Below are 24,477 nucleotides of genomic sequence, written 5' to 3' on the forward strand. Positions count from 1 at the left end.
AGTTGATCCGCGACAGGCCGTTGGCCGTGCCTCACCAACTACAATCGACCGCTGACCGGCCATGGCCCATGCGGGAACGGATAAATATGCTCGTACTCATCGGGGTCTTGCTGGTGATCGTTGGCTTCGCCATCCGCCTGAACCCACTGATCGTTGTCACAGTCTCCGGCATCGTCACAGCCCTCCTCGGCGGTCTGTCGCCACTCGAAATCCTCAATGCGTTCGGCTCCGGCTTTGCCAGCAGCCGTTCCGTGACTGTCTTTGTCGTGGTGCTGCCGGTGATCGGCATCATCGAGCGTTACGGCCTGCAGGAGCAGGCCAAAGCGCTGATCTCCAAGCTGGCCAAGCTGACGGCCGGACGGGTGCTGCTCGGATACCTGCTCGTCCGCCAAGGTACGGCGGCGCTGGGTCTGAACAGCATCGGCGGCCATGCCCAGACAGTGCGTCCGCTCGTCTTCCCGATGGCGGAAGGCGCCGCTCTCCGCCGCTACGGCAAGGTCTCAGAGAAGGTCAAGGAAAAGATCAAGGGACACTCCGCCGCCGCGGACAACGTGGGCGTGTTCTTCGGCGAGGACATCTTTGTCGCCGTAGGTTCCATCCTGTTGATCACCACGTTTGTCGACACCACCTACGGCCTTCACCTGGAGCCGCTGGAGCTCGCCGTGTGGGCCATCCCCACCGCAATCATCGCCTTTCTGATCCACGGCTTCCGCCTGCTGCGCCTCGACCGGCAGCTGGACAAGGATGCCCGCCCAGTAGAAGAAGAGAAGACCCTGCAGACCGTCACCGCCGGAGGAAACGCATGATCAAGGTTGAAGCCGTCTACTGGCTGATAGGCCTGCTTTTTGTCGCCTGGGCATTCCTGATCGCCCGGGACACGAGCCACCCCAAACGCTGGGGCAGCTCCACCTTCTGGGGCCTGCTGGGCCTGTGTTTCTTCTATGGCACCTGGGTCCAGGCCGGCACGGCGCCGCCGTGGGTCCTCGGCATCGCCGTGCTGGTTCTGGTCGCACTGGCAAGCACCGGTCTGCTGGGTGACGGCAGAGCCAAGACCACCAGCGTAAACAGCCGCACCGAGTCCGCTGCCAAGTTCGGCAACAAGCTGTTCATTCCGGCCTTGACCCTGCCCGTGGTCACCGTCATCATCGTGCTGCTGGCTCCGGTGTTGAACATCGGCGGCCAGCCCTTGTTCGATCCAAGCAACACCACGCTCGTGGCGCTGGCCGTGGGCGCCGTGGTGGCCGCGGTCGTCGCGGTGGTGCTCCTGCGCCCCCAGCAGAAGCTGGCCCCGGTATTCGAGGGGCGCCGCATTCTTGAATCGATTGGCTGGGCCGCGCTGCTGCCTCAGATGCTTTCCACCCTCGGCATCCTGTTCACCAAGGCCGGCGTGGGGACGGCCGTCGGCACTCTGGCCAAGGGCATGCTGCCCGAAGGCTCGCTGCTCGCCGCGGTCCTTGTCTATTCCGTGGGAATGTTCCTCTTCACGGTGCTGATGGGCAACGCCTTTGCCGCGTTCCCCATCATGACTGCGGCCATCGGCTGGCCGGTTTTGGTCCAGACCTTCCACGGCACCCCGGCGATCATCTTCGCGATCGGCATGCTCGCCGGTTTCTGCGGCACGCTCTGCACGCCGATGGCGGCCAACTTCAACCTGGTCCCGTCGGCGCTGCTGGAAATGAAAAACAAATACGGCGTGATCAAGGCACAGATCCCGACCGCCATCCCGTTGCTGGGCGCCAACGTCGGGCTGATGTACTTCCTGGGCTTCAACTAGCCTGCAACCGAAACGCAAGGAGAACGCATGAATGCCACCACCGTCCACGCTTCCGTCGAGATGGACACACTCGCCAAGCAATACTCGGATATTGTCCTGGAGAACCTGTCCAGGCCCTACCTCTACGCCTCGCACCATGTGGAAAAGTCCTTGGCGGACCGCCCCAGCCCGCAGGAATTGCACCCGGCGTTCCACACGTCCTTCGATTGGCATTCCTGCGTGCACATGACCTGGCTGGGCGTGAGCCTGCTCGAGCACGGTCTCGACGCCGGGCGGGACGCGGCACTGCGGACCGCGCTGGAGGCCAACCTCACGGCGGAAAACCTGGCGGTGGAGGGCGCCTACCTGTTGGCCAACCCCAGCTGGGAGCGCCCGTACGGCTGGGCCTGGCTGGTGCGCCTGGCCGCCACTGCCGCCAGCTCCGAGGATGAGCAGGTCCTCCGCTGGGGAGCCGCCCTGGACTCGCTGGTGGACATCGTGGCATCCCTCGTGGCCGGCTGGATAGCCAAAGCCGAGTTCCCGGTACGGCACGGACTGCACACGAACGCGGCCTTCGGACTGGGCATGATGTTGGATTCCTTCCGCCTGCTGGGCCGCGACGACGCCGCAGCAGTATGCGAACAGGCTTCCCTGCGCTGGTTCAGGAACGACGCCGGCTGGCCGGGGGAGTGGGAACTGAGCGGCCAGGATTTCCTGTCCGCAGGCCTCAGCGAGGCTGACCTCATGGCGCGGGTGCTGGAGGCCGACGACTTTTCCCGCTGGTTTGACGCATTCCTGCCCGGCCTGTCCGTGGATGCCCGCATCCTGGCCAAGGCCACCGTGACGGATGAGTCCGACGGCTACCTGGCCCACCTCAACGGACTGAATCTCACGCGTGCCGGCCAGATCATCCGCATCCGGAAAGCCCTGGCGGCAGGCGGCGCCACCAGTGCCGTGGATGTCCTGGACGAGGCGCTGGAGCCGCTGCTCTCGGCCGGCCTGAGTTCGGTCGTCACGGAGGAGTTCATGTCCAGCCACTGGCTTGCCAGCTTCGCCTGGGACGCGCTGGTCTCCGCGCGGTAGTCAGATCGGTCCAGCGCCGAACCCTAAGCGTCCTCCAGCGGGCGCCGCGCCAGCCAGGCCGCGACGATCGCGCCGGAGATGTTGTGCCACAACGAGAACACTGCTGACGGCAGCGCGGTCAGCGGGCTGAAGTGCGCGGTGGCCAGGGTCGCGGCCAGGCCCGAGTTCTGCATGCCGACCTCGAAGGCCAGCGCCCGGCGGGCCTTGTCATCCAGGCGCCCCAGCTTGCCGGCGAGGTAACCAAGGCCCAGGCCGAAGCCGTTGTGCAGCACTACGGCGAGGAACACGATCCCGCCGGCGGCGACGATCTTGCTGGCGCTCCCGGCGACCACGATCGCCACGATCAGTGAAATCACGACGGCGGAGGCCCAGGGAAGGGCCGGCAGCACCCTGGCGACGAGCTTCTTGAGGAACAGGCGGGCCAGCAGACCGGCGATCACCGGCAGGAGGACGGTCTTGACGATGTCCAGCACCATGGCGCCGGCGTCGATCTGCAGGTAGGACCCGGCCAGGAACAGCACCAGGAGCGGCGTCACGATCGGGGCAATCAGGGTGGACACGGAAGCGACGGCGACCGAGAGGGCGACGTCGCCCTTGGCCAGGAACGCCATCACATTGGAGGCCGTGCCGGAGGGGGCGCAGCCGACCAGGATCAGGCCCACAGCCAGTTCCGGCTGCAGGTTCAGGGCGACGGCGATCAGCCAGCCGGCGCCGGGCATGATGACGTAGTGCGCCACGATGCCCAGGACCACGGCCCAGGGGCGCTTGGCGACCGAGGCGAAGTCGGGCGGCGTCAGGGTCAGGCCCATGCAGAACATGATGATGCCGAGCAGGTACGGCACGCTGGGGCCGAGGGGCTTGAAGGCCCCCGGCAGCAGGTATCCGGCGACGCCGGCGGCGACGACCAGCAGCGGGAAGACGGTGACCGCGATGCGGGCGATCTTGGCCTCGGCGGCGAGAGCGGGATTGACCGGGACCGCGCCAGCGCTGGTCTCCGGGGCGGACTGGGGGGATTTGGTTGCCTCAAGCATCCAAGCATGGTGACACCGCGGCCGCGCCGGAGCCAGTTCATGACCGGCCGGCGGAGGAATATGTCAGATTTTTTGGACGAGCTGCCACGTCCAGCGGGGGAGGCCCGAAGGCCGGGCGGGCGGAAGCAGTCGGCACGAAGTGCGGCACGCTGCCCCGACGGCGGGGTCCCTGCGGCCCTTGACCTCGTTTGAGACGATGGCTTCTATGATGGCCGACGACTTCTCCCCGCTTGACCCCGAATCCGGCTCGCAGCATGGCGGCGTGCAGTCCGTGGACCGCGCTATCACGGTCCTGGAAATCCTGGCGCGCACCGGCGATGCAGGCGTCAGCGAGATCGCGGAGGAAATGGGGGTCCACAAGTCCACGGCGTCCCGGCTGCTCAGCGCCCTGGACGCCCGGGGCATGGTGCAGCAGAACAATGATCGCGGAAAATACCAGCTGGGTTTCAACATCCTGCGGCTGGCCAGCGCCATCCCCGCCCGGCTGAGCGTGGTCAAGGAAGCCAGGCCGGAGCTGGAGGATCTCGTGGAAAAGTTCGGCGAAACCGTGAACCTTGCGGTGCTGCGCTCCCACTACGCGGTGAACGTGGACCAGGCCATGGGCCCGTCCACCCTTGCCACCCAGGACTGGATCGGCGGACTGACTCCGCTGCATGCCACCTCCAGCGGGAAGGTGCTGCTTGCCGCCCTGGCCGCCGAGGCGCGCAACCGCGTCCTGGCCGAAGCCGGACTGGAACCCTATACCCAACGGACCATCACCTCCCGGGACGAACTGGAAAGGCAGCTTGCCGGCATCGCGGACGCGGGTTACGCCACGGTGTATGAGGAACTGGAACCGGGCCTGAACGCCGTCGCCGTCCCGGTGCGGAACCACCGCGGTGCAGTGGTTGGTTCGGTGAGCATTTCCGGGCCGGCGTTCCGTTTCGATCCGGAGCGGATACCCGGCCTGATTGATGAGCTCAAGCAGGCCGGGCATTCCATCAGCGCGAAGATGGGCTACATCGACGCTTAGGCCGTTCCGGCGCCGCCGATTTTTTCCGTCACCCACCGGTGGAAAGCTTGGATGTGGTGCTCGCTGGGCACCAGCACCCCGCCCTTGGCGTAGATCTTCGATCCCATGGCCGGCTGGCAACGTTCGCAGGCATCAAAGTCCTGCTCATTGACACGGTGGAACAGTTCAACCGAGGCACTGATGTCCTTGCCGCTGTCCACCACGCTGGGCAGGTACAGCCAGTCGCATTCAACAATGGTCCGGTCCGCCGCCATCGGGAACATCCGGTGGATGATCACGTGGTCCGGCACGAGGTTCACGAAAACCGTGGGCTTGATGGTGACGGCGTAGTAGCGGCGGTCCTGATCGTCGCCCACCCCCGGGATCCGGTCCAGTCCCTCGGAGCCGTCAATGGTGAAGCCCTTGACGTCGTCTCCGAATTCGGCGCCGTGGCCCACGAAGTACTGCGCGGCCAGGCCGTCCGCGAACTCCGGCAGCACCTCCGTCAGCTCGGGGTGGATGGTGGCGCAGTGGTAGCACTCCATGAAGTTTTCGATGATGAGTTTCCAGTTGGCCTTGACGTCATACTTGATGCGCCGGCCCAGGCTCAGGTTGGCGATGTCGTAGTCATCCACCGCGCGCAGGTCGCCGAGCCGTTCCGCGATGGCGCCCATAACGTCCGTTTCAAAGGACGGCGGCTCATCAGCCAGGCACACCCAGACATACCCGAGGTATTCACGGACATGGACCTTCACCAGCCCGTATTCGTTCCGGTCGATGTCGGGCATTTTCGTCAGGTTGGGAGCCGCGATCAGCTTTCCCTCGAGGTCGTAGGTCCAGGCGTGGTACGGGCACTGGAAGGAGCGGTTGGCCTCGCCGGATTCCTCCATGCAGAGCTTGACGCCGCGGTGCCGGCAGATGTTGTAGAACGCCCGGACCTCGCCCTTTCTGGTGCGGTTGATGAGCACGCTCTCACGGCCCACCTGCACGGTCCTGAAGGATCCGGGCTTTTCGAGGTCGGCGGTACGCACGGCGCAGAACCACATCTGTTCAAAGATGCGCTCCTGTTCCGCGCGGAAGATTTCCTCGCTGACGTAGGTGTGGCCCGGCAGGGTGGGGATGAGACTCGGCGAGGCTACTTCGGTGGTCATTAATGCTCCTCTGCGGTGACGGACGTCGGGGTGGTCATTCGGGTAATCACGCAAGTGGTGTGTCAGTTTTTCAAGCGGGTGCCAGGCAGGCTGCGGCGTTGAGCCGGCGGCGCCACCGGGTGAAGAGCCGCGGCTGGTTGGCGCCCAGCACAGCCACGGGATCAGCGCCGCGGTAGTAAACAGCCAGGAAGCTGTGTTCCGCGGGATCGCCGGCCTCGATGGCCACGCGGTCCGCGTCCCGGGCGTGCCCGGCGAACTGAAGCTTGACGTTGTATTGGTCGGACCAGAAATACGGCAGGCTCACGGGGCGTTGCGGGGTCTCCGGGTCGAGGACGGCAGCCACGGCCAGCGCGGGCCGCTCGGCGGCGGCACTCCAATGTTCCACGCGGTGATGCCGGGCGGACCGCCCGTCCCACCATGCGGCGCAGTCACCCACGGCGACCACTCCCGGTACGCCGGTCCGGCCCATCCCGTCGCACAGGACGCCGTCGCCGAGCTGCAGGCCCGAGCCTGCCAGCCAGCCGGTGTTGGGTGCGGCTCCGATTGCCACCAGCACGACGTCGGCGGGCAGGTAGCGCCCGTCGGCAAGCCGCACTCCGGTGACGTTTCCCTCACCGCTGTAGTAGGAGTCAATGCTCGCGTCACACACCAGCTCCACCCCGTTAAGGCCATGAAGCCTGGCCATGACCGCACCCATTTCGGCTCCGAGGGGGCCGGCCAAGGGGACCGAGGAGGCGCAGATCACTGTGACCTCCATTCCGAGAGCGCGCGCGGTGGAGGCCACCTCCGCGCCGATGAACCCGGCCCCCACGATCACCAGATGGCCACCGGGCAACAGCTGGGGAGCCAGGTCCTGCGCATCCTGCAGGGTCCGGAGCGTGAAGACATTGTCCAGTCCGGCGAGTTCGGGCAGGGTCCGGGCGCGGGCCCCGGTGGCGATCACGACGCCGTCGGCCGGGACGGCCCGGCCGTCACTGAGGAAGACGGTCCGGGACTCCGCATCCAGCCGCACGGCCTTGGCGCTGAGGATCCATTCGGCCTGCAACGGTTCGGCGTCGGGCCCTATCCCGGGGGCTTCCAGGAACAGGTGATCGCCGTGGAGTTTGCCTGCCAGGAAATCCTTGGACAGCGGCGGCCTGTCATAGGGCCGATGTGGCTCTTCACCGATGATGACGAGCCTCCCGTTGAAGCCCTGCGCCCGGGCTGCCCGGGCGGCGGATATTCCGGCGAGCGATGCCCCCACGATTGCCAAAGTCCTCATGGCTGCCTTCCCGTTAAATTAATTGCAACCAATTGCGTATAGCGCAACAACAGTCTTCTGGTAGACAGCGTGACTTACGCCACTCGCCAGTGTCAATAGCCCCGGGCTGTTAAGCCCGGACCCTTGACAAGGCCGAGTGGCATAGATCACTCTGTTGCGTATTGTGATTGCCGTTGACGATGGCACAACCCTCCAGGGGGCCAGGCCCGTCACCAGTGAAAAAAGAGGTTCATTCAATGCACAACGTATGCCCACTCAGCGCACTGGCTCCCGGAGACGCACTCCGGCTCGACACATCCCCGCCCATCGCCGTTTTTCACACCGAAGACGGCGAACTCTTTGCACTCGACGACACGTGCACCCATCAGGACGCCTCACTGGCAGACGGCTGGGTGGAAGGGTGCGAGGTCGAATGCCCACTGCACGCCTCCAGATTCAACCTGCGGACCGGGGCCGTGGACGCCCCGCCGGCAAAACTCCCCGTCCGCGTCCACACAGTGACGGTGGTGGACGGCCAGATCATGGTCCAGGAGTCCGAAGACGCTCCCAACCTTCCTCCCGGCCTCACGGTTGACGGACACGCCTAAGGCCTTCGCAGCACTAAACCAAACTCCAATCCAGGCAAAGAGGGGAAGACCTTGACGCTACAACTGAGCAATGAGCTCCAGGAGTTCGCAGCCCCGCCGGCACACATCCCGGCGGCGCAGACCACGGCAGCACCCGGGCGGCAGGCGACGCCGTTCGTCCTGACAGTGGCCTGTCCCGAGCGCCGCGGAATTGTCCACGCCGTCTCCAGCTTCCTGGCTGTGCGGGGCTTCGACATCGCGGAGCACCAGCAATTTGACGACCATGTGAGCAACACGCTGTTCCTGCGCACCGCCTTCACGGGAACTCTCTCAGCCATCCCCGCCCCCGGCCCGTCGGGCTTCGCCGGCTCGCCCGATCCCTCTTCCGGCAGCATCGGGAACGAAACCAACAGCACCGCAGCTTCCCTCGCCGCTGACTTCGCCGCGGTCGCCGACGAATTCGGGATGACATTCCGCTTCCATGACGACCGGCCGCAGCGGGTACTGGTCATGGTCTCAAAATTCGGCCACTGCCTCAACGACCTGATTTTCCGCTGGAAGGCCGGGAGCCTCGGCGCGGACCTCGTCGCCGTCGTATCCAATCATGAGGACCTGCGCGCCATGGCGGAAGCAGCAGGCCTGCCGTTCATCCATGTCCCCGTTACGGCGGCCACCAAGCCGGAGGCCGAAGCCACGTTGCTCAGCCTCGTGGACGAGTACCAGGCAGACCTCGTCGTACTGGCCCGCTACATGCAGATCCTCACCGACGAACTGTCCGGGGCACTCCTCGGCCGGGCCATCAACATCCACCACTCCTTCCTCCCGGGGTTCAAGGGCGCCAAGCCCTACCATCAGGCCTACGACCGGGGGGTCAAGCTGGTGGGCGCCACCGCGCACTACGTCACCGTCGAGCTGGACGAAGGCCCCATCATCGAGCAGGAAGTCTTCCGCGTGGACCACAGCGCGGATCCGGATTCCCTGGTCACCACCGGCCGGGACGCCGAGGCCATCGCGCTCTCGCGGGCAGTGAAGTGGCACTGCCAGCACCGGGTGCTCCTGAACGGTTCCCGGACCGTCGTCTTCCGCTAGACCCCGCCACAGCCGCGAGCCCTTAGCGGGTTCGCCGCCCTGCAGTATGCCGTATGTCAAGAACAGGAGCTTCCGTATGAGGGCTACACCCCGCGTCGTGATCATCGGTGCCGGCATTGTCGGTGCAAACCTGGCGGACGAACTGTCCACCCGTGGTTGGACCGATGTGACAGTGGTCGAACAGGGTCCGCTGCACCTGGCCGGCGGCTCCACGTCGCACGCGCCCGGCCTGGTGTTCCAGACCAACCCGTCCAAGACGATGGCCGAGTTCGCCACCTACACGGTCAACAAGCTCCTGGCCCTCAGCGATGAAGGCGTCTCCTGCTTCAACCAGGTGGGCGGGCTGGAGATCGCCACCACCCCTGCACGGCTGCAAGACCTCAAGCGCAAGCTGGGCTACGCCACCTCCTGGGGGATCGAAGGCCGCCTCATCGATCCCGACGAGTGTTCCAAGCACTATCCGCTGCTGGACCAGGGCATGGTGCTCGGCGGACTGCATGTTCCCTCCGACGGCCTGGCCTCGGCAGCCCGCGCAGTCCAGCTGCTCATCCGCAAGGCGACGGCCGCGGGCGTGACGTTCCTCGGGTCGACGGCCGTCACCGGCGTCGAGCAGTCCGGCGGACGGGTCACCGGGGTCCAGACGCCCGACGGCGTGATCCCGGCGGAGATCGTGGTGTCCTGTGCCGGGTTCTGGGGGCCGAAGATCGGCGCCATGGCAGGAATGGCCGTGCCGCTCCTGCCCCTCGCCCACCAATATGTGAAGACCACCGCGGTGCCCGAACTCAGGGGCACCAACCTGGGCACCAACCCCCTGGACCCGGCCAATGGAGCCAGGATGCCCATCCTCCGGCACCAGGACAAGGACCTGTACTTCCGTGAGCACGGCGACAGGGTGGGCATCGGCTCCTATGCCCACCGGCCCATGCCCGTGGCGCTGGACACGCTCCCGGAAGTCACCGCCGGGCAGATGTCCGAGCACCGCATGCCGTCGCGGCTGGAGTTCACCGAAGCAGACTTCCTGCCCTGCTGGGAGGACAGCAAGCAGCTGCTCCCGGCCCTGCGCGGGGCGGAAATCGCCGACGGCTTCAACGGCATCTTCTCCTTCACCCCCGACGGCGGCCCGCTGATCGGCGAGTCCCCCGACGTCGGGGGCTTCTACGTCGCCGAAGCCGTCTGGGTGACCCACTCGGCAGGCGTGGCGAAGGCCGTGGCGGAGCTGCTGATCGAGGGCCAGTCCCGGACGCCGCTGCACGAATGCGAGGTTTCCCGCTTCGAGAAGGTGCAGACCTCCGAGAGCTACGTCAGCGAAACATCGCAGCAGAACTTCGTGGAAATCTACGACATCCTGCACCCGCTGCAGCCGCGGCAATCCCCGAGGGAGCTGCGGGTCAGCCCGTTCAACTGCCGGCAGCGGGAACTTGGCGCGTACTTCCTGGAGGCCGGCGGCTGGGAGCGTCCGCACTGGTTCGAAGCCAACCGCGCGCTCCTCGCCGAACTGCCGGACGAATGGCGGGCCCCGGAACGCGAGCCCTGGGCCAACATGTTCCACTCGCCCATTTCCGCAGCGGAGGCGTGGAAGACGCGTACCGGCGTCGCGCTCTATGACATGACGGCGCTGAAGCGGCTGGAAGTTTCGGGCCCCGGCGCGCTGGCACTGCTCCAGCGCCTGAGCGCGGGCCAGATCGACAAAAAACCCGGGGCAGTCACCTACTGCCTGCTGCTCGCGGGCGACGGCGGGGTACGCAGCGACATCACCATTGCGCGGCTGGATGAAACCACCTTCCAGGTGGGCGCCAACGGCAACATCGACGTCGACTACCTCACCCGGGAGGCCCGCAAGCAGACGTCCCAGGATGTCAGCCAGTGGGTCCAGGTCCGCGACATCACCGGCGCCACCTGCTGCATCGGGCTCTGGGGGCCGCTGGCCCGGGAGGTCATCGCGAAGGTCAGCACCGACGATTTCAGCAACGACGGCCTGAAGTACTTCCGCACCAAGCAGGTCCGGATCGGCGGCATCCCCGTCACCGCCATGCGGCTGTCCTACGTGGGCGAACTCGGCTGGGAGCTCTACACGTCCGCCGACTACGGGCTCAAGCTCTGGGACCTCCTGTTCGCCGCAGGCCAGGAACAGGGCATCATTGCCGCCGGCCGCGCGGCCTTCAACAGCCTGCGCCTGGAAAAGGGCTACCGGCTCTGGGGCACCGACATGACCCCCGAGCACGAGCCGTACCAGGCCGGCCTTGGCTTCTCGATCGGCAAGAACAAGGAATCGTTCGTGGGCTCCGAGGCCCTCGCCGCCCGCCGCGGGCAGCCGGCCACCAAGCAGCTGCGCTGCCTGACAGTCGACGACGGCACCTCGGTGGTGCTGGGCAAGGAACCCGTGTACTTCAACGGCGAACCCGCCGGCTACGTCACCAGCGCCGCCTACGGCTACACCGTGGGCAAGCCGATCGCCTATGCCTGGCTGCCGGCCCACACCGCCGAGGGCGACACCGTCGAAATCGAATACTTCGGGACCCGCATCGCGGCCACCGTGACTGCAGAACCCCTGGTTGATCCGGGGATGGAGCGCCTGCGCGGCTGAACCGATTCCATCCAGGCACTTCAACGAATCCCGAGACCACGCCCAAGGAGATGTACACCATGACCAACGAGAGCTACGACTACGTGATTGTCGGCGGGGGAAGCGCCGGATCCGTGCTGGCCGACAGGCTCAGCGCCGACGGGACGCACACCGTGCTGGTGCTGGAAGCGGGCCGGAGCGACTACCCCTGGGACCTGTTCATCCAGATGCCCGCGGCCCTGACGTTCCCCAGCGGCAACAGGTTTTACGACTGGCGGTACCGCTCCGACCCCGAACCGCACATGCACGGACGCCGGATCGCCCACGCCCGCGGGAAGGTGCTGGGTGGCTCCAGCTCCATCAACGGCATGATCTTCCAGCGCGGCAACCCCCTGGACTACGAACGGTGGGGTGCCGATCCCGGGATGGAAGCCTGGGATTTCGCGCACTGCCTGCCGTACTTCAAGCGCCTGGAAACCGCCCTCGCCGCGGACCCGGCCGACGAGCTGCGCGGCCACGCCGGGCCCCTGGTGCTGGAACGCGGCCCGGCCCGCAACCCCCTCTTCCGGGCCTTCTTCGCGGCGGCCCAGGAAGCCGGGCACGCCAGGACCGACGACGTCAACGGGTACCGGCAGGAAGGGTTCGGCCCCTTTGACCGCAACGTCCACAAGGGCCGGCGGCTCTCGGCATCACGCGCCTACCTCCGGCCGAACCGGCGCCGGCCCAACCTGACCGTCCGCACCCGGGCGCAGGTGACCCGGATCAACTTCACCGGCACCGTGGCCACCGGGGTCAGCTACCGCAGGAACGGCCGGCTCCGCAACGTGGACGCCAGGGAAGTGGTCCTGTGCGGCGGCGCCATCAACACCCCCCAGCTCCTGCAGCTCTCCGGCGTGGGCCAGCCGAAACACCTGAAGTCGCTGGGAATCCAGCCCGTGGTGGACCTTCCCGGCGTGGGCGAAAACCTGCAGGACCACCTGGAAGTCTACGTCCAGCATGCCTGCACCCAGCCCGTCTCCATGCAGCCCTACCTCAGCCTCTGGCGCTATCCGCTGACCGGCCTGAAGTGGCTCCTGGGCAGGACCGGCCCGGCCGCCACGAACCACTTCGAGGGCGGAGGGTTCGTCCGCTCCAACGAGGACGTCTCCTACCCCAACCTGATGTTCCACTTCCTTCCGGTGGCCGTGCGGTATGACGGCCAGAAGGCCGATGCCAAGCACGGCTACCAGGTCCATGTCGGCCCCATGTATTCGGACGCCCGGGGAAGCCTGAAAATCACGTCCACCGATCCGTCGGTGCACCCGTCCCTGCAGTTCAACTACCTGTCCACGGAGCAGGACAAGCGCGAATGGGTCGAAGCCATCCGCGTCACCCGGGACATCCTCGGCCAGCCGGCCCTGGCTCCATACAGCGGAGGCGAACTCTCACCGGGCGCGTCCGTGCAGACGGATGCGGAGATCCTGGACTGGGTAGCAAAGGACGCCGAAACCGCCCTGCACCCCTCCTGCACGGCGAAAATGGGACCGGCCTCGGACCCCCTGGCCGTGGTTGACCCGCTCACCATGAAAGTCCACGGCACCTCCGGCCTGCGCGTGGCCGACGCCTCGGCCATGCCGTACGTGACCAACGGCAACATCTACGCCCCGGTCATGATGCTGGCCGAAAAGGCCGCCGACCTGATCCTCGGCCGGCAGCCCCTGCCGGCGGAAGAAGCCGGGTTCTACCGGCACCGGGCCGTGCAGCCGGGGGCCGACGTCGGGATCCCGGACCCTGAAGGTGAACCGTTAGCGGCGGCCGGGCCCGCTACCAGCGTGGGCCGCGCATGAACGCCGTGCAGCTCTCCGAAACGGTCAACGGGACGGTCCGCGGCGCGTACGTCAACGGCCGCTGGACCCCGCCGGTTGACGGCAACACCAGGACCATCATCTGCCCCGCGGACGGAAGGACCGTGGCCGAGGTGGCCGAATGCACCGCTGCGGATGCCGAGGCGGCTGTCGCCAGCGCCCGCACGGCATTTGACGACGGCGTGTGGCCGGGAACCAGCGAAAAGGAGCGGGGCCGGGTCCTGCTCCGCACCGCAGAACTGCTGGAACGGGACAAAGCCGCGTATGCGAGGGCGGAAGCACTGGACACCGGGAAACGCTACGTGGAGGCCGAGTACGATATCGACGATGTCGCTGCCTGCTTCCGGTACTACGGCGGCATCGCGGGAACGGATGCCGGACGGGTCATCGACACCGGCGTTCCGGGCACCATCAGCCGGGTGGTCCACGCCCCGGTGGGCGTCTGCGGCCTCATCACCCCGTGGAACTACCCGCTCCTGCAGGCCTCCTGGAAGGTGGCACCCGCGCTTCTGGCCGGCAACACCTTCGTCCTGAAACCGAGCGAGCTGACGCCCTCAACCTCCATCCTGCTCATGGATACGCTCCGTGAGGCGGGACTGCCCGACGGCGTGGCCAACCTGGTGACAGGCGCCGGACCCGCCGTCGGGTCGGTCCTGAGCGATGACCCCCGGGTGGATCTCGTCTCCTTCACCGGAGGGCTGCCCACCGGAAAGACCATCATGAAAGCTGCCGCTTCCACCGTGAAGCGGGTGGCATTGGAGCTCGGCGGAAAGAACCCGAACATCATTTTTGCCGACGCCGGCCGGGAAGCGGCCATCGACAACGCCCTGACGGCCGTATTCCTGCACTCCGGCCAGGTGTGCTCGGCGGGAACCCGGCTCCTGGTCGAGGAGTCGGCGCACGACGAGGTGGTGGCGGAACTGGTCCGGCGGGCACGGACCATCAGGCTCGGCGGGCCTTTCGACGAACGGGCCGAAACGGGGCCGCTGATCTCCGCCGCGCACCGCGACAAAGTCCATGCCTACGTTCAGGCCGGCATCGCCGAAGGCGCCACGCTGCTGTGCGGCGGCTTCATCCCCGACGCCGGGCCGCTGGCCGGGGGCAGCTACTACCCACCCACCATCCTGGACGGGTGCCGCAGCGGAATGCAGGTGGTGCAGGAGGAGTCATTCGGGCCCGTGCTCACCGTGGAAACCTTCACCACGGAGCACGAAGCCGTCAGGCTCGCCAACGATACGGTATACGGCCTCGCCGGCGCGGTGTGGACCTCCGACGCCTCCAGGGCCCAGCGGGTCGCCGGAGGAATGCGGCACGGAACGGTGTGGATCAACGACTACCACCCCTACGTGCCGCAGGCCGAGTGGGGCGGCTTCGGCCAGTCCGGCAACGGCCGCGAACTGGGCCTGCAGGGCCTCGCGGAGTACCGCGAAACCAAACACATCTGGCAGAACATCGACCCCAAGCCCAGCCACTGGTTCGAGCCTTCAGAGGCAGGAGTGCAGCAATGAACAGTCCCGACATATCAGTGCGCAACCTTTGGAAGGTCTTTGGACCCGGTGGCGACAAGATACCCAGCAATCCAGAACTCTCAGCCCTCAATTCCGCGGAACTGCTGGAACGCACCGGCTGCGTCACCGCCGTCCGCAACCTGAGTTTCGACGTCGCCAAGGGCGAGGTGTTTGTGGTCATGGGACTTTCCGGCTCCGGGAAGTCCACCCTGATCCGCTGCCTGACCCGGCTGATCGAACCGACCTCCGGGCAGGTTCTGGTGGACGGCAAAGACGTGCTGCAGGCCGGGACCGCAGAGCTTCGCGAACTACGCCGGCGGAAGATGTCCATGGTGTTCCAGCACTTCGGCCTCCTCCCGCACCGCACCGTCCTGGACAACGTCTCCTACGGCCTGCAGATCCGCGGCGCCGCCAAGAATGAGCGCTACGCCCGGTCCCGGGAAATCATCGAACTGGTGGGGCTCAAAGGGTACGAGCAGCACTTTCCGGACCAGCTGTCCGGCGGCATGCAGCAGCGGGTCGGCCTGGGCCGCGCCCTTGCGGGCGACCCGGACACAATCCTGTTCGACGAACCGTTCTCCGCCCTGGATCCGCTCATCCGCCGGGACATGCAGGCCGAGATCATCCGCCTGCACAAGGACATGGGCAAGACCATGGTGTTTGTCACCCACGACCTCTCCGAGGCCCTGAAACTGGGCGACCGCATCCTGATCATGCGCAACGGCGAGACCGTCCAGTGCGGTACCGGCGACGAGCTCGTGGGGTCCCCGGCGGACCAGTACATCGAGGATTTTGTCTCCGAAGTACCCCGCGCCGACGTTCTGACGCTGAAATGGATTACCCGGCCGGTGGAACCCGGCACTCCTGCCGATGCCCCTGTCCTCAGCGGCGGCACCATCATCCGGGACGCCATTCCCACCGTGATGAAGTCCTCCTGCCCTGTCCTGGTGGAGCACGCCGGCAAGATTACCGGCCAGATCGACCGCGACAGCATCCTCTCGGTGCTCCGCAGCCCGGAAGCGGCGGCCTAATGTCCACCCTCGTCCGTGACAGAGCCCCGGTACAGGCCGGCGGCGTCCCCGTCCGTGAACCCCGCCGCAGGCCCAGCCGGCGCACCATGCTGCTGGCTGGCGCAGGGGTCCTCTGGCTCCTGGGCTTCCTGATCCTGCACGGCACCGGCACCTTGACGCTGCCGGCGTCGGAGCTGACCGACCTGCACCGCTCCCTGAACCAGTTCAACGCCTGGGTTGCGGCAAACCGGAGCGGCAACCCCGTCTTCCTGTTCGTACTTTCCCCCCTCCGGGCCGCCGTCGACGCGGTCGCGAACGTGTTCATCACGATTTTCGCGGCCAGCGCCACCGGCCTGCGCCTCCCTGAAATCGGCTGGCTGGGAACCGTGGCACTGCTGAGCTGGATCGCCTATGCCGTCGGAAACGCCCGGGTGGCTCTGCTGACGGCGGCCGTGTTCATCTTCTTCGGCCTGCAAGGGCTCTTCGTCGAAGCCTCGTACACCTTCGCCCTGGTCATCACGGCGGTGCTGCTGACCCTCCTGATCGGCATCCCCGTGGGTGTGATGGCGGGAGTCAACGGACACGCGGCGAAAGCCGTCACGCCCGTGCTCGACTTCATGCAGACGCTCCCGACGTTCGTGTACCTGGCTCCGTTGGCCCTGATCTTCCTGATCGGCCCCGCTTCCGCCGTGATCGCCACCGTGATCTACGCGGCGCCGCCGGTGATCCGGCTGACGGCGCACGGGATCCGGTCCATTCCGGCCGATACCCGGGAGGCGTCGGACTCGCTGGGCACCACCGGCCTGCAACGGCTTGTCACGCTCCAGCTGCCGATGGCCCGGCGCACCATCGTGATGGGCATCAACCAGACCACCATGGCCGCCCTGTCAATGGTCACCATCGCGGCCCTCATTGCGGCTCCGGGGCTCGGCCAGGTGGTGGTCCGGGCGCTGCAGTCGCTCGACGTCGGCACCGCGGTCAACGCTGGACTGTCCATCGTCCTGCTCGCCATTGTGCTGGACCGGGTGACCACGGCGGCCAGCCAGCGGGCAGAGCCGGGGGCACGGCAGCGCAGCAAGATGCCGCCCCGCACCCGGCTGGTGCTCCTTGCCGTCACGCTGGTGCTCGCGGTGGTGCTGGTGCAGCTGTCCCGGACCATGCTCTGGGCCGCAGCGTTCCCGAAGGACCTGAACATCGGACCGGCCATTGTCAGCGGAGTGACGGCCGCCAGCGAATGGCTGCAGACCCATCTGTCGCTGTTTACGGTCTCATTCCGGGAAGCCGTGACCACCGGCATCCTCAATCCTTTCCAGTCGCTGCTGACCGACACCCCGTTCTTTGTCCTCGTGGCCGTCATCGCCCTGGCCGCCTATGCGATCGGAGGCTGGAAACTCGCCACCCTGACCACATTCTGCCTGGCCGTGATCATCTTCCTCGGGCTGTGGAGCGACGCCATGGTCACGCTCGCCGGCACCCTGGTGGCCACGATGGTGGTGATGGTCCTGGGAGTCGTGTTCGGCGTGGCGATGGGCCGGTCCAACAGGATTGACCAGTTCATGCGGCCCATGCTTGACGCCGCCCAGACCATGCCGGCCTTTGTCTACCTCGTCCCGTTCCTGGGGCTTTTCGGAGCCACCCGGTTCACGGCTATCGTCGCCGGCATCATCTACGCGGCACCGGTGGCCATCAAGATCACGGCAGACGGAATTGCCGGAATCTCCCCCACCGTGGTGGAGGCCGCAGTAGCCAGCGGCTCGACCCCCTGGCAGGTCATCACCAAGGTGCAGCTGCCCATGGCCCGGCAGTCGCTTGCACTGGCCGCCAACCAGGGCCTGATCTACGTCCTCGCCATGGTGGTGGTAGGCGCCCTGGTCGGGGCCGGCGGCCTGGGTTACGACGTCGTCGCGGGATTCGTCCAGAGTTCGCTCTTCGGCAAGGGGCTCGCGGCCGGCCTGGCCATCGTTTTCCTGGGCATCCTGCTGGACCGCATGACACAGGCGGCCGCCGCCATTCCCGTACGCAGGATCCCCACATCCACATCACCCGCACCATAAACGCCTCAAGCCCCAACGCGACAGGCTGAAGAACGCACGCTCTCCCAACCCGCACCAGAACAAGGAGATGTACCCATGAACAGAGCCGGACAGCTATTGAAACGAACCATTCCCACGGTTGCCGGGACCATAGCGGCCGGCTTGCTGCTTGCCGGTTGCGGCGGTGCCACGGTCAACCAGGCAGCGACGGCCCCAGGCACGACGGAGGCGCCCTGCGGAACCGTCAACGTGGCACTCAACGCCTGGGTGGGATATACGGCGAACGCGGCCGTTTACAGCTACGTGGCGAAGAACAAGCTCGGCTGCACCGTGGTGCAAAAAGACATTTCAGAACAGATTTCCTGGCAAGGCTTCGGTTCCGGCGAAGTGGACGTGATCATGGAAAACTGGGGCCACGACGATCTTGCGAAACAGTACATCACCGAGCAGGCTGTCGCCGTTGACGCGGGGCCCACAGGCAACTCAGGAAAGATCGGCTGGTACGTACCACCGTGGATGGCAGAAAAATACCCTGATATCACGGACAGCCAGAACCTGAACAAATACGCCTCGCTCCTGACAACGTCCGAATCAGGAGGCAAGGGCCAACTCCTGGATGGCGATCCAGCCTTTGTCACCAATGACGAGGCCCTGGTCAAGAACCTCGGTCTTGACTACAAGGTGGTCTTCTCCGGTTCGGAGGCGGCGCTGATCCAGTCATTCCGCACGGCAGAGAAGAACAAGACGCCGATGCTGGGGTATTTCTACGATCCGCAGTGGTTCCTCGCCGAGGTTCCCCTGGTAAAAGTCAACCTGCCGAAATGGACCGAGGGCTGCGATGCGGATCCGGAGAAAGTGGCGTGTGACTACCCTGATTACAAACTGAACAAGATCATCTCGAAGAAGTTCGCGGACAGTGGCTCACCGGCGGCCAAGCTGGCGAAGTCCTTCACCTGGACCAACGAAGACCAGAATTCGGTGGCCACGGACATCCAGGCCGGCGCCACGCCGGAAGCCGCTGCCCAGAAGTGGGTGGAGGCCCACCCGCAGGCGGTGGAGGCGTGGCTCAAATAACGGCCCTTGTCCGGGCCGCACCCTCTAGCTCGCGGGCTTCGTCGCCTGGCCGTCGAGCCAGAGCACGTCCGACTCGTCGCTGTGCGCGCCGGTGGCCCCCACATGCTTCATGCCGATGTCGGGTCCCTGCTTGATGACATGGACGAGTGCCATGCCATGGCCGCGCCCCAGCCCGTAGTCCTCCTTCAGCCAGTCGAGGATCGCGCCGGCCTTCACTGACGCGTCAGCGAAGCCCTTCTGCTGGGCGATCTCAAGGAGCTGGCGGGGGGTCAGCCCGGTCTTGTCCTCGATCGTGTCGAGGTACGCCTGGAATGACATTCGTGGCTTCCTTTCAGCGGAGGGCGTTCCTTGGACACTCTAAGGAGCACGTTCCGTTACCGCCAGAGTCTCCCGGCCGAAATTCAGGCGCAATCAGCCCCATGGCCCCACCCCTTCGATGCCGCCGACGGAACGACTACGCTCGGAATCATGACGCAGACGTGGGAGCCAGGCCAGGCCGGTGTGCTCAGTCTTCCCTCCGGGCGGACCATCCGGGGCCGGGCCCTGCTGGCGCCGTTTCCAGCGGGGTCACGGCCCGAGTTCGGACTCTACCTGCTGGGCAAACGTCCGCGGCCGGTGGACTGGGCGTCGCGCTGGGTCCGCTGGCGGGACCTGCGCTTGCCCGCGGATGATCTCGACGCCATGGACGCCTTCAAGGAGGCATGGCGCCGCGCCGAAACCGAGCGTGTTGAGGTCGCCTGCTGGGGCGGCCGCGGCCGGACTGGCACCGCCCTCGCCTGCATCGCTGTCCTGGACGGTGTCCCGCCCGCCGGGGCCGTCGCCTTCGTGCGGCAGCATTACCGCCGGGGTGCAGTGGAGACGCCCTGGCAGCGGAGTTACGTCGCGCGCTTCCGTGCCCCGGGCGAATGACCGGCACATTGACTCACGACCGGCACATTGACTCAAGACCGACATACGCGCTCAGGCCATCGGCGTGAGCACGGCAATCTGGTACCCCACAGGTCCGTCGATGAGCTGGTAGCAAAGATGCTCACGCGGACGGCCGTCGTAGGTCCACACGACGTCGGCCCAGACCAGGCCGGGCCGTCAAGGGCGAGGCAACGGTGCCGTCCGGCGCCGACTGTCACAGATTCCCTGGAAATACGTCACACGATTGGGTCTTTTTGATTGCCTTGGCGCGGCCTACCGTGGGACGCAAGGAGCCGCCCAGCCCGGGCGACCGAAACCGCGAGGACCTTCCGATGACGACGCACGTAGCCGACTGCAGCGTAACCAACTGCTCCTTCAACGACCATTCCGCCTGTAATGCCGCCGCCATCACCGTCGGCGGCGCCGAAGATCATGCCTCCTGCGCCACCTTCATCGATATCGGCGTCCACGGCGGCCTGCCCAAGGTGCTGGCCGACGTCGGAGCCTGCCAGCGCTCCGAGTGCACCCATAATGACCATCTGATGTGCAAGGCCCCCGAAGTGCATGTCGGCCCCGGCGTCGACAACGCCGATTGCCTGACCTACGCACACAGGTAGGGTCACACAGCGGGAGAGCCGGGCCACGGCGGGCCGGCGGACTATCGCGTCGTGAGCGACGACGGCTCCGTGGAGTACCGTTTCGCCGCCCGGAAAATGGAGCTCGACCACTGGTCCATCGCGGACATGTCCATTTGCCGCCTCGACGCCGGCGCATGTTCCGACATGTCCAGGCCACGGGCTGAAGAAGGGACATGTCCCCCGGGGGAGGGGCTTGAGCTGGATGCCCTGCGCTTCATCACGGAATTCCGGGACACCCTGGGAATCCGCGAGGAGATGCTCCCGGTCTATCTCGAGGAAATCAGCAGCACGCTCGCCAGCCACGCGTACAAGCAGTGGATGGGCCAGCCGCCGGCCGCGGAGCTGGCAGCCGGAGTGACCCGCGGGGCCGACGTCGCCGTCGACTTCCAGACCATCGAGCGCAGCATGGCCGAGGGCCACCCCTGCTTCGTGGCCAACAACGGCCGGCTGGGCTTCGGGATCGCCGACTACCGCGCCTTCGCACCCGAAGCGGCGCCCGTGCAGCTGGAGTGGATTGCGGTCCACCGGAGCAGAGCCGCCTTCACCGCCAGCGAGGGGCTGGGCGTCCGCGGCCATCTGGAGGCCGAACTGGGGGCGCCTGCCCTCTCCTACTTTGACGCCGAGCTCGGCGTCCTGGGCCTGGATCCGGCGGAATACTTCCTGATGCCGGTCCACCCGTGGCAGTGGGACAACAAGCTCACCGTGACGTTTGCCGCCGAAATAGCGCAGCAGCACATCGTCCATCTGGGGATCGGAGCGGACAGCTACCAGGCCCAGCAGTCCATCCGGACGTTTTTCAACACCGTCTCGCCGGAGAAGTGTTACGTCAAGACGGCGATGTCGGTGCTGAATATGGGGTTCATGCGGGGGCTGTCGCCGCAGTACATGAAGGCCACTCCAGCCATCAACGACTGGCTCGGCGAGCTGATCCTCAACGACGAAGCCCTGCAAAAGCGCGGGCTCAAGGTCATCCGGGAAGTCGCCGCCATCGGGTACCACAACGGCTACTACGAGGCGGCGGCAGCCAAGGATTCGCCGTACCGGAAGATGCTGTCCGCGCTCTGGCGGGAAAGCCCCCTGCCGTTGCTGGAACAAGGGCAGCAACTGACCACCATGGCGTCACTCCTGCACGTTGATGCTGCAGGCAGGCCGATGGTGTCGGCGCTGATCGAACAGTCCGGGCTGGCGCCTGCGGAGTGGTTGCGCCGGTACTTTGAGGCCTACCTCGTCCCGCTGGCGCACTGTCTTTACCGATACGAACTGGCCTTCATGCCGCACGGAGAGAACGTGATCCTGGTGCTGGAAAACGGGGTTCCCGTCAGTGCCGTCATGAAAGACATTGCCGAGGAAATCGTGGTCATGGGCGACCGGCTGGACCTGCCGGAGGAGATCTCACGGATCAAGGTGGACATCGCCGATCATGAGAAGGTCCTGGCCATCTTCACCGATGTCTTCGACTGCATCTTCAGGTTCCTCAGCGCCCTGCTGGAGGAAGACGGCCAGCTCAGCGGCGAGGAGTTCTGGCGCACTGCCGCGGCCGTCCTCCGGGAATACCAGGCGGAGCACCCCGAACTTCAGGAGCAGATCGCCCGGCATGAGCTGTTCGCACCGGATTTCGAGCTGTCCTGCCTGAACCGGCTGCAGCTGCGCAACAACCAGCAGATGCTGGACCTCACGGACCCGTCCGGCGGCCTGCAGATGGCCGGCCGGCTGCGGAACCCGCTGGCCCGCTTCGCCTGACACGGACGCACAGGCTCTCGACGCGCAGTCTGCCTCTCGGTTCAGGTTCGTGACGAGGCGCTCCCGGCCAGCTACCCCTGCGTCAGCCGGTACCGCTCGATCTGCTTGAGCCGCCGCAGCAGGCTGTCCCGGCGGGGGTGCGGGACGGCGTCGGCCGGTTCCGCGGTGAGGTCGATGTGTTCGGTGCCGTACTGCCAGAGCAGCAGGTCATCCAGCAGCCGGTCCGGGCCGGGGGAGTAGCGGTGGTCCAGGGCCTTGCGGACCTCGGTGATCCGGTTGGCGTTGAGCAGCCCCGCGAGCTGGACGGTCTGGTTGAGGCCGTGGGCGGCCATGAGTTCGGCGGCCCAGCCCCAGTCGTCGTCGACCTTCCGGTCCACGTGCGGCAGCAGTGTCCGCCAGACGTCCCGGATCCGGTTCGGGGTGAGCTGCGCGGCGCCCTCGCCGTCCAGGTCCCAGTAGCTGCGGACCTCCTCGTAGCGTTCGTGCAGGTCAGCGAACGCGCCCTCCACCGTTTCCAGCATCGCGGCCGTGGCGGTGAACTGGCGGTCGAAGTGCGGCGTCCAGGCGCGCGGGTCCTCGGCCTTGAACCGGATGTCGTGCTCGATCTCGCTCCAGGCGTGCGCGAACACGGTGCGGATCTGGCATTCGAAGAAGTAGCTGCCGTTCGGCGGGACCTCCGGATTGAAGGCCTGCTGGTACTCCTTGACCGCCTCGTTCTGGATGGTGCGCAGGATCAGGTGCCGGCTGGAGTAGCCGTAGGTCCCGGATTCGATCGAGCCGATGTCCTTCTCGCGGTCGCCGCGGCAGTCAAAGAGCTGGCGCTGGCGCTTGATCAGGTTGGCCACCACGGCGTTTTCCGCCGGCAGCTTGGTGATCACGCGGATGCCCACCATGTCATTGAGCGTCCGGAACGGGTCCGGAAATTTCAGCACCGGGGGGCCGCCGGGTTCCAGGGGCTCCTCGGTGCGGGAGATCTTCTCGCGGAAGGATTCCACCGTCTTGGTGCGGCCGGTGACGAACAGCGGCGTCACTTCGGTGCCCTTGAGCATGGTCCGCAGCGTGAGCAGGACCTCGCGCGTCACCAGCTTCAGGGCAGGGCGGAGCCGCTCGTAGAGTTCCACGTTTTCCTGCACGGATTCGCGCAGGCTCGGGTCCAGCCGATCCCAGTTGCTCGCCATGCGTCCAGCTTACGGCGGAGGTACGACGGCGGCGGAGGTGACACCCCGCGGCCGCCCGTCTCGCGAACATCGCGCACCGCGCCGTGATCACGAAGCCAGCCCCGCCGTGCCCAAGGTAGGCTCTTGCACATGGCTGATGTGCGGCGTCGGGCTTTCATCGCGGCCGCAGCGACGGTGACGTTGGGGGCAATCTCCGCCGCCTGTTCACCGGGCCCTAAGGAGGACACTGTGAAGCGGCACAAGTACAGCTACGGCGATGACCCGAGCCAGTGGGGCGAGCTTTTCCTGCCGGAGGTGGCCGCGCCCAAGGGGCTGGTGGTGGTCATCCACGGCGGTTACTGGCGTTCCCAGTACGGCGCCGAGCTCGGTGAGCCGCTGGCCAGGGACCTTGCGGCGCACGGCATGGCCGCCTGGAACCTCGAGTACCGCCGTGCCGGCAACGGCGGCGGCTGGCCTCACACGTTTTCCGACGTGCTGGCCGGGATCGACAAACTGCGTGAGGTCGCCGGCGAGCACAGCCTCGGGCTGGACAGGGTTGTCGCCCTGGGGCACTCCGCCGGCGGGCACCTGGCGGTCTGGGCGGCCGGCCGTGACCGACTCGGCCAGATCGGCGCCCCGGATGCGGACCGCCAGCTGCTCCGCAGGGACGACGGCGCGGTGCGGCTCACCGGCGTCGTCAGCCAGTCGGGGGTGCTGAACCTGGCCTCGGCCGAGCGGCTGAACCTCAGCAACGGCGCGGTCAGCAACCTGCTGGGCGGCTCCTCCGAAAAATACCCCAAGCGGCATAAATATGCGGACCCGATGAGTGCGGTGCCCCTGAACGTCCCGGTCTACGCGGTCCACGGGACCGAAGACGACACGGTCCCGATGAGCCAGTCCGAGACGTATGCCGCAGCGGCGAAATCCGCGGGGGCGCCCGTCCAGCTCCTCAAGGTTCCGGGTGACCACTTCGCGCTGATCGACCCGAAGGCGGCCGCCTACCGGAAATGCCGCGAGCTGGTGCAGTTGCTGCTGGCCTGAACGGCCCGGCGGGCGCTGTTCCGGCCTTCAACGAG

General features: G+C 66.5%; 21 protein-coding genes. 16 read left to right on the forward strand and 5 right to left on the reverse strand.

The genetic code is table 11. The annotated features are described in order from the left end of the window. Positions 1-86 precede the first annotated feature (86 nt). The 3 genes from ACQCSU_RS12030 to ACQCSU_RS12040 are packed head-to-tail and all read left to right on the forward strand — an operon-like array spanning position 87 to position 2,836. Positions 87-806 carry a DUF969 domain-containing protein gene (locus tag ACQCSU_RS12030; RefSeq protein WP_426975498.1) on the forward strand — a complete coding sequence of 240 codons (720 nt, stop codon included), beginning with the start codon at positions 87-89 and terminating at the stop codon, positions 804-806. Then, a complete protein-coding gene (locus tag ACQCSU_RS12035) occupies positions 803-1,774 on the forward strand; it encodes a DUF979 domain-containing protein (RefSeq protein WP_426975500.1) in 972 nt (323 codons plus the stop codon). The genes ACQCSU_RS12030 and ACQCSU_RS12035 overlap by 4 nt, the downstream gene beginning before the upstream one ends. Positions 1,775-1,801: 27 nt before the next feature. After that, complete coding sequence (locus tag ACQCSU_RS12040; RefSeq protein WP_426975501.1) at positions 1,802-2,836, forward strand: DUF2891 family protein; 1,035 nt, start codon at positions 1,802-1,804, stop codon at positions 2,834-2,836. 23 nt (positions 2,837-2,859) lie between these two features. Here the strand turns inward: ACQCSU_RS12040 and ACQCSU_RS12045 are convergent, their stop codons facing one another. Beyond that, a complete protein-coding gene (locus ACQCSU_RS12045; protein ID WP_426975503.1) occupies positions 2,860-3,867 on the reverse strand; it encodes a bile acid:sodium symporter family protein in 1,008 nt (335 codons plus the stop codon). Positions 3,868-4,072: 205 nt separating this feature from the next. On the opposite strand from ACQCSU_RS12045, the gene ACQCSU_RS12050 reads away from it, so the two are divergent. Continuing rightward, positions 4,073-4,879, forward strand: a complete 807-nt coding sequence (locus ACQCSU_RS12050) for an IclR family transcriptional regulator (protein WP_426975504.1) — start codon at positions 4,073-4,075, stop codon at positions 4,877-4,879. Here ACQCSU_RS12050 and ACQCSU_RS12055 read toward each other — a convergent pair. Then, positions 4,876-6,009, reverse strand: a complete 1,134-nt coding sequence (locus ACQCSU_RS12055; RefSeq protein ID WP_426975506.1) for an aromatic ring-hydroxylating oxygenase subunit alpha — start codon at positions 6,007-6,009, stop codon at positions 4,876-4,878. The two genes, ACQCSU_RS12050 and ACQCSU_RS12055, sit on opposite strands and share 4 nt — an antisense overlap. A 70-nt stretch (positions 6,010-6,079) precedes the next feature. Then, entirely contained in the window at positions 6,080-7,270 is a 1,191-nt protein-coding gene (locus ACQCSU_RS12060; protein ID WP_426975508.1) for an NAD(P)/FAD-dependent oxidoreductase, read from the reverse strand. Between the two features lie 236 nt (positions 7,271-7,506). On the opposite strand from ACQCSU_RS12060, the gene ACQCSU_RS12065 reads away from it, so the two are divergent. From ACQCSU_RS12065 to ACQCSU_RS12100, 8 genes are all read left to right on the forward strand, one after another. Further along, positions 7,507-7,857 (forward strand): bifunctional 3-phenylpropionate/cinnamic acid dioxygenase ferredoxin subunit, encoded by a 351-nt coding sequence (locus tag ACQCSU_RS12065; RefSeq protein WP_426975510.1) that lies wholly within the window; start codon positions 7,507-7,509, stop codon positions 7,855-7,857. A 105-nt stretch (positions 7,858-7,962) separates the two neighbouring features. Beyond that, on the forward strand, positions 7,963-8,925 hold the full coding sequence (purU, locus tag ACQCSU_RS12070; protein WP_426979774.1) for a formyltetrahydrofolate deformylase: 963 nt from the start codon (positions 7,963-7,965) through the stop codon (positions 8,923-8,925). Between the two features lie 76 nt (positions 8,926-9,001). Then, positions 9,002-11,509 carry a GcvT family protein gene (locus tag ACQCSU_RS12075; RefSeq protein ID WP_426975511.1) on the forward strand — a complete coding sequence of 836 codons (2,508 nt, stop codon included), beginning with the start codon at positions 9,002-9,004 and terminating at the stop codon, positions 11,507-11,509. 59 nt (positions 11,510-11,568) lie between these two features. Next, positions 11,569-13,314: a choline dehydrogenase gene (betA, locus tag ACQCSU_RS12080; protein WP_426975512.1), complete on the forward strand. Its 1,746-nt coding sequence runs from the start codon at positions 11,569-11,571 to the stop codon at positions 13,312-13,314. Continuing rightward, positions 13,311-14,840, forward strand: a complete 1,530-nt coding sequence (locus ACQCSU_RS12085) for an aldehyde dehydrogenase family protein (protein WP_426975513.1) — start codon at positions 13,311-13,313, stop codon at positions 14,838-14,840. The genes betA and ACQCSU_RS12085 overlap by 4 nt, the downstream gene beginning before the upstream one ends. Beyond that, positions 14,837-15,871 (forward strand): quaternary amine ABC transporter ATP-binding protein, encoded by a 1,035-nt coding sequence (locus ACQCSU_RS12090; protein WP_426975515.1) that lies wholly within the window; start codon positions 14,837-14,839, stop codon positions 15,869-15,871. Before ACQCSU_RS12085 ends, ACQCSU_RS12090 begins: the two co-directional genes overlap by 4 nt. Beyond that, a complete protein-coding gene (locus ACQCSU_RS12095; RefSeq protein ID WP_426975517.1) occupies positions 15,871-17,904 on the forward strand; it encodes an ABC transporter permease in 2,034 nt (677 codons plus the stop codon). Before ACQCSU_RS12090 ends, ACQCSU_RS12095 begins: the two co-directional genes overlap by 1 nt. A gap of 75 nt (positions 17,905-17,979) precedes the next feature. Then, positions 17,980-18,957: an ABC transporter substrate-binding protein gene (locus tag ACQCSU_RS12100; protein WP_426975518.1), complete on the forward strand. Its 978-nt coding sequence runs from the start codon at positions 17,980-17,982 to the stop codon at positions 18,955-18,957. 24 nt (positions 18,958-18,981) lie between these two features. Here the strand turns inward: ACQCSU_RS12100 and ACQCSU_RS12105 are convergent, their stop codons facing one another. Then, the gene (locus tag ACQCSU_RS12105; protein ID WP_426975520.1) at positions 18,982-19,275 is read right to left on the reverse strand and encodes a DUF4287 domain-containing protein; all 294 of its coding nucleotides are present in this window, start codon (positions 19,273-19,275) and stop codon (positions 18,982-18,984) included. 150 nt (positions 19,276-19,425) lie between these two features. On the opposite strand from ACQCSU_RS12105, the gene ACQCSU_RS12110 reads away from it, so the two are divergent. The 3 genes from ACQCSU_RS12110 (at position 19,426) to ACQCSU_RS12120 (ending at position 22,244) form a co-directional block, all read left to right on the forward strand. Continuing rightward, on the forward strand, positions 19,426-19,866 hold the full coding sequence (locus tag ACQCSU_RS12110; RefSeq protein WP_426975521.1) for a protein-tyrosine phosphatase family protein: 441 nt from the start codon (positions 19,426-19,428) through the stop codon (positions 19,864-19,866). Between the two features lie 332 nt (positions 19,867-20,198). Further along, positions 20,199-20,483, forward strand: coding sequence for a DUF1540 domain-containing protein (locus tag ACQCSU_RS12115; protein ID WP_354238685.1), 285 nt, complete (start codon positions 20,199-20,201; stop codon positions 20,481-20,483). A 96-nt stretch (positions 20,484-20,579) separates the two neighbouring features. Next, positions 20,580-22,244, forward strand: a complete 1,665-nt coding sequence (locus ACQCSU_RS12120) for an IucA/IucC family protein (RefSeq protein ID WP_426979775.1) — start codon at positions 20,580-20,582, stop codon at positions 22,242-22,244. A gap of 71 nt (positions 22,245-22,315) precedes the next feature. On the opposite strand, the gene ACQCSU_RS12125 is transcribed toward ACQCSU_RS12120, so the two are convergent. After that, entirely contained in the window at positions 22,316-23,422 is a 1,107-nt protein-coding gene (locus ACQCSU_RS12125) for a GTP pyrophosphokinase (RefSeq protein ID WP_426975523.1), read from the reverse strand. A gap of 228 nt (positions 23,423-23,650) precedes the next feature. Here ACQCSU_RS12125 and ACQCSU_RS12130 point away from each other — a divergent pair, with 228 nt between their 5' ends. After that, positions 23,651-24,442, forward strand: a complete 792-nt coding sequence (locus tag ACQCSU_RS12130; RefSeq protein WP_354238681.1) for an alpha/beta hydrolase — start codon at positions 23,651-23,653, stop codon at positions 24,440-24,442. Positions 24,443-24,477 lie beyond the last annotated feature (35 nt).

Source organism: Pseudarthrobacter sp. O4 (genome assembly GCF_050157025.1).
In the GTDB taxonomy this organism is placed as follows: Bacteria; Actinomycetota; Actinomycetes; order Actinomycetales; family Micrococcaceae; genus Arthrobacter.

What these genes read in the sequence shown, in the direction of transcription:
- ACQCSU_RS12030 (WP_426975498.1), top strand. Translation starts at nt 87, where the DNA reads ATGCTCGTACTCATCGGGGTCTTGCTGGTGATCGTTGGCTTCGCCATC.
- ACQCSU_RS12035 (WP_426975500.1), top strand. Translation starts at nt 803, where the DNA reads ATGATCAAGGTTGAAGCCGTCTACTGGCTGATAGGCCTGCTTTTTGTC.
- ACQCSU_RS12040 (WP_426975501.1), top strand. Translation starts at nt 1,802, where the DNA reads ATGAATGCCACCACCGTCCACGCTTCCGTCGAGATGGACACACTCGCC.
- ACQCSU_RS12045 (WP_426975503.1), bottom strand. Translation starts at nt 3,867, where the DNA reads ATGCTTGAGGCAACCAAATCCCCCCAGTCCGCCCCGGAGACCAGCGCT.
- ACQCSU_RS12050 (WP_426975504.1), top strand. Translation starts at nt 4,073, where the DNA reads ATGATGGCCGACGACTTCTCCCCGCTTGACCCCGAATCCGGCTCGCAG.
- ACQCSU_RS12055 (WP_426975506.1), bottom strand. Translation starts at nt 6,009, where the DNA reads ATGACCACCGAAGTAGCCTCGCCGAGTCTCATCCCCACCCTGCCGGGC.
- ACQCSU_RS12060 (WP_426975508.1), bottom strand. Translation starts at nt 7,270, where the DNA reads ATGAGGACTTTGGCAATCGTGGGGGCATCGCTCGCCGGAATATCCGCC.
- ACQCSU_RS12065 (WP_426975510.1), top strand. Translation starts at nt 7,507, where the DNA reads ATGCACAACGTATGCCCACTCAGCGCACTGGCTCCCGGAGACGCACTC.
- ACQCSU_RS12075 (WP_426975511.1), top strand. Translation starts at nt 9,002, where the DNA reads ATGAGGGCTACACCCCGCGTCGTGATCATCGGTGCCGGCATTGTCGGT.
- betA (WP_426975512.1), top strand. Translation starts at nt 11,569, where the DNA reads ATGACCAACGAGAGCTACGACTACGTGATTGTCGGCGGGGGAAGCGCC.
- ACQCSU_RS12085 (WP_426975513.1), top strand. Translation starts at nt 13,311, where the DNA reads ATGAACGCCGTGCAGCTCTCCGAAACGGTCAACGGGACGGTCCGCGGC.
- ACQCSU_RS12090 (WP_426975515.1), top strand. Translation starts at nt 14,837, where the DNA reads ATGAACAGTCCCGACATATCAGTGCGCAACCTTTGGAAGGTCTTTGGA.
- ACQCSU_RS12095 (WP_426975517.1), top strand. Translation starts at nt 15,871, where the DNA reads ATGTCCACCCTCGTCCGTGACAGAGCCCCGGTACAGGCCGGCGGCGTC.
- ACQCSU_RS12100 (WP_426975518.1), top strand. Translation starts at nt 17,980, where the DNA reads ATGAACAGAGCCGGACAGCTATTGAAACGAACCATTCCCACGGTTGCC.
- ACQCSU_RS12105 (WP_426975520.1), bottom strand. Translation starts at nt 19,275, where the DNA reads ATGTCATTCCAGGCGTACCTCGACACGATCGAGGACAAGACCGGGCTG.
- ACQCSU_RS12110 (WP_426975521.1), top strand. Translation starts at nt 19,426, where the DNA reads ATGACGCAGACGTGGGAGCCAGGCCAGGCCGGTGTGCTCAGTCTTCCC.
- ACQCSU_RS12115 (WP_354238685.1), top strand. Translation starts at nt 20,199, where the DNA reads ATGACGACGCACGTAGCCGACTGCAGCGTAACCAACTGCTCCTTCAAC.
- ACQCSU_RS12120 (WP_426979775.1), top strand. Translation starts at nt 20,580, where the DNA reads ATGGAGCTCGACCACTGGTCCATCGCGGACATGTCCATTTGCCGCCTC.
- ACQCSU_RS12125 (WP_426975523.1), bottom strand. Translation starts at nt 23,422, where the DNA reads ATGGCGAGCAACTGGGATCGGCTGGACCCGAGCCTGCGCGAATCCGTG.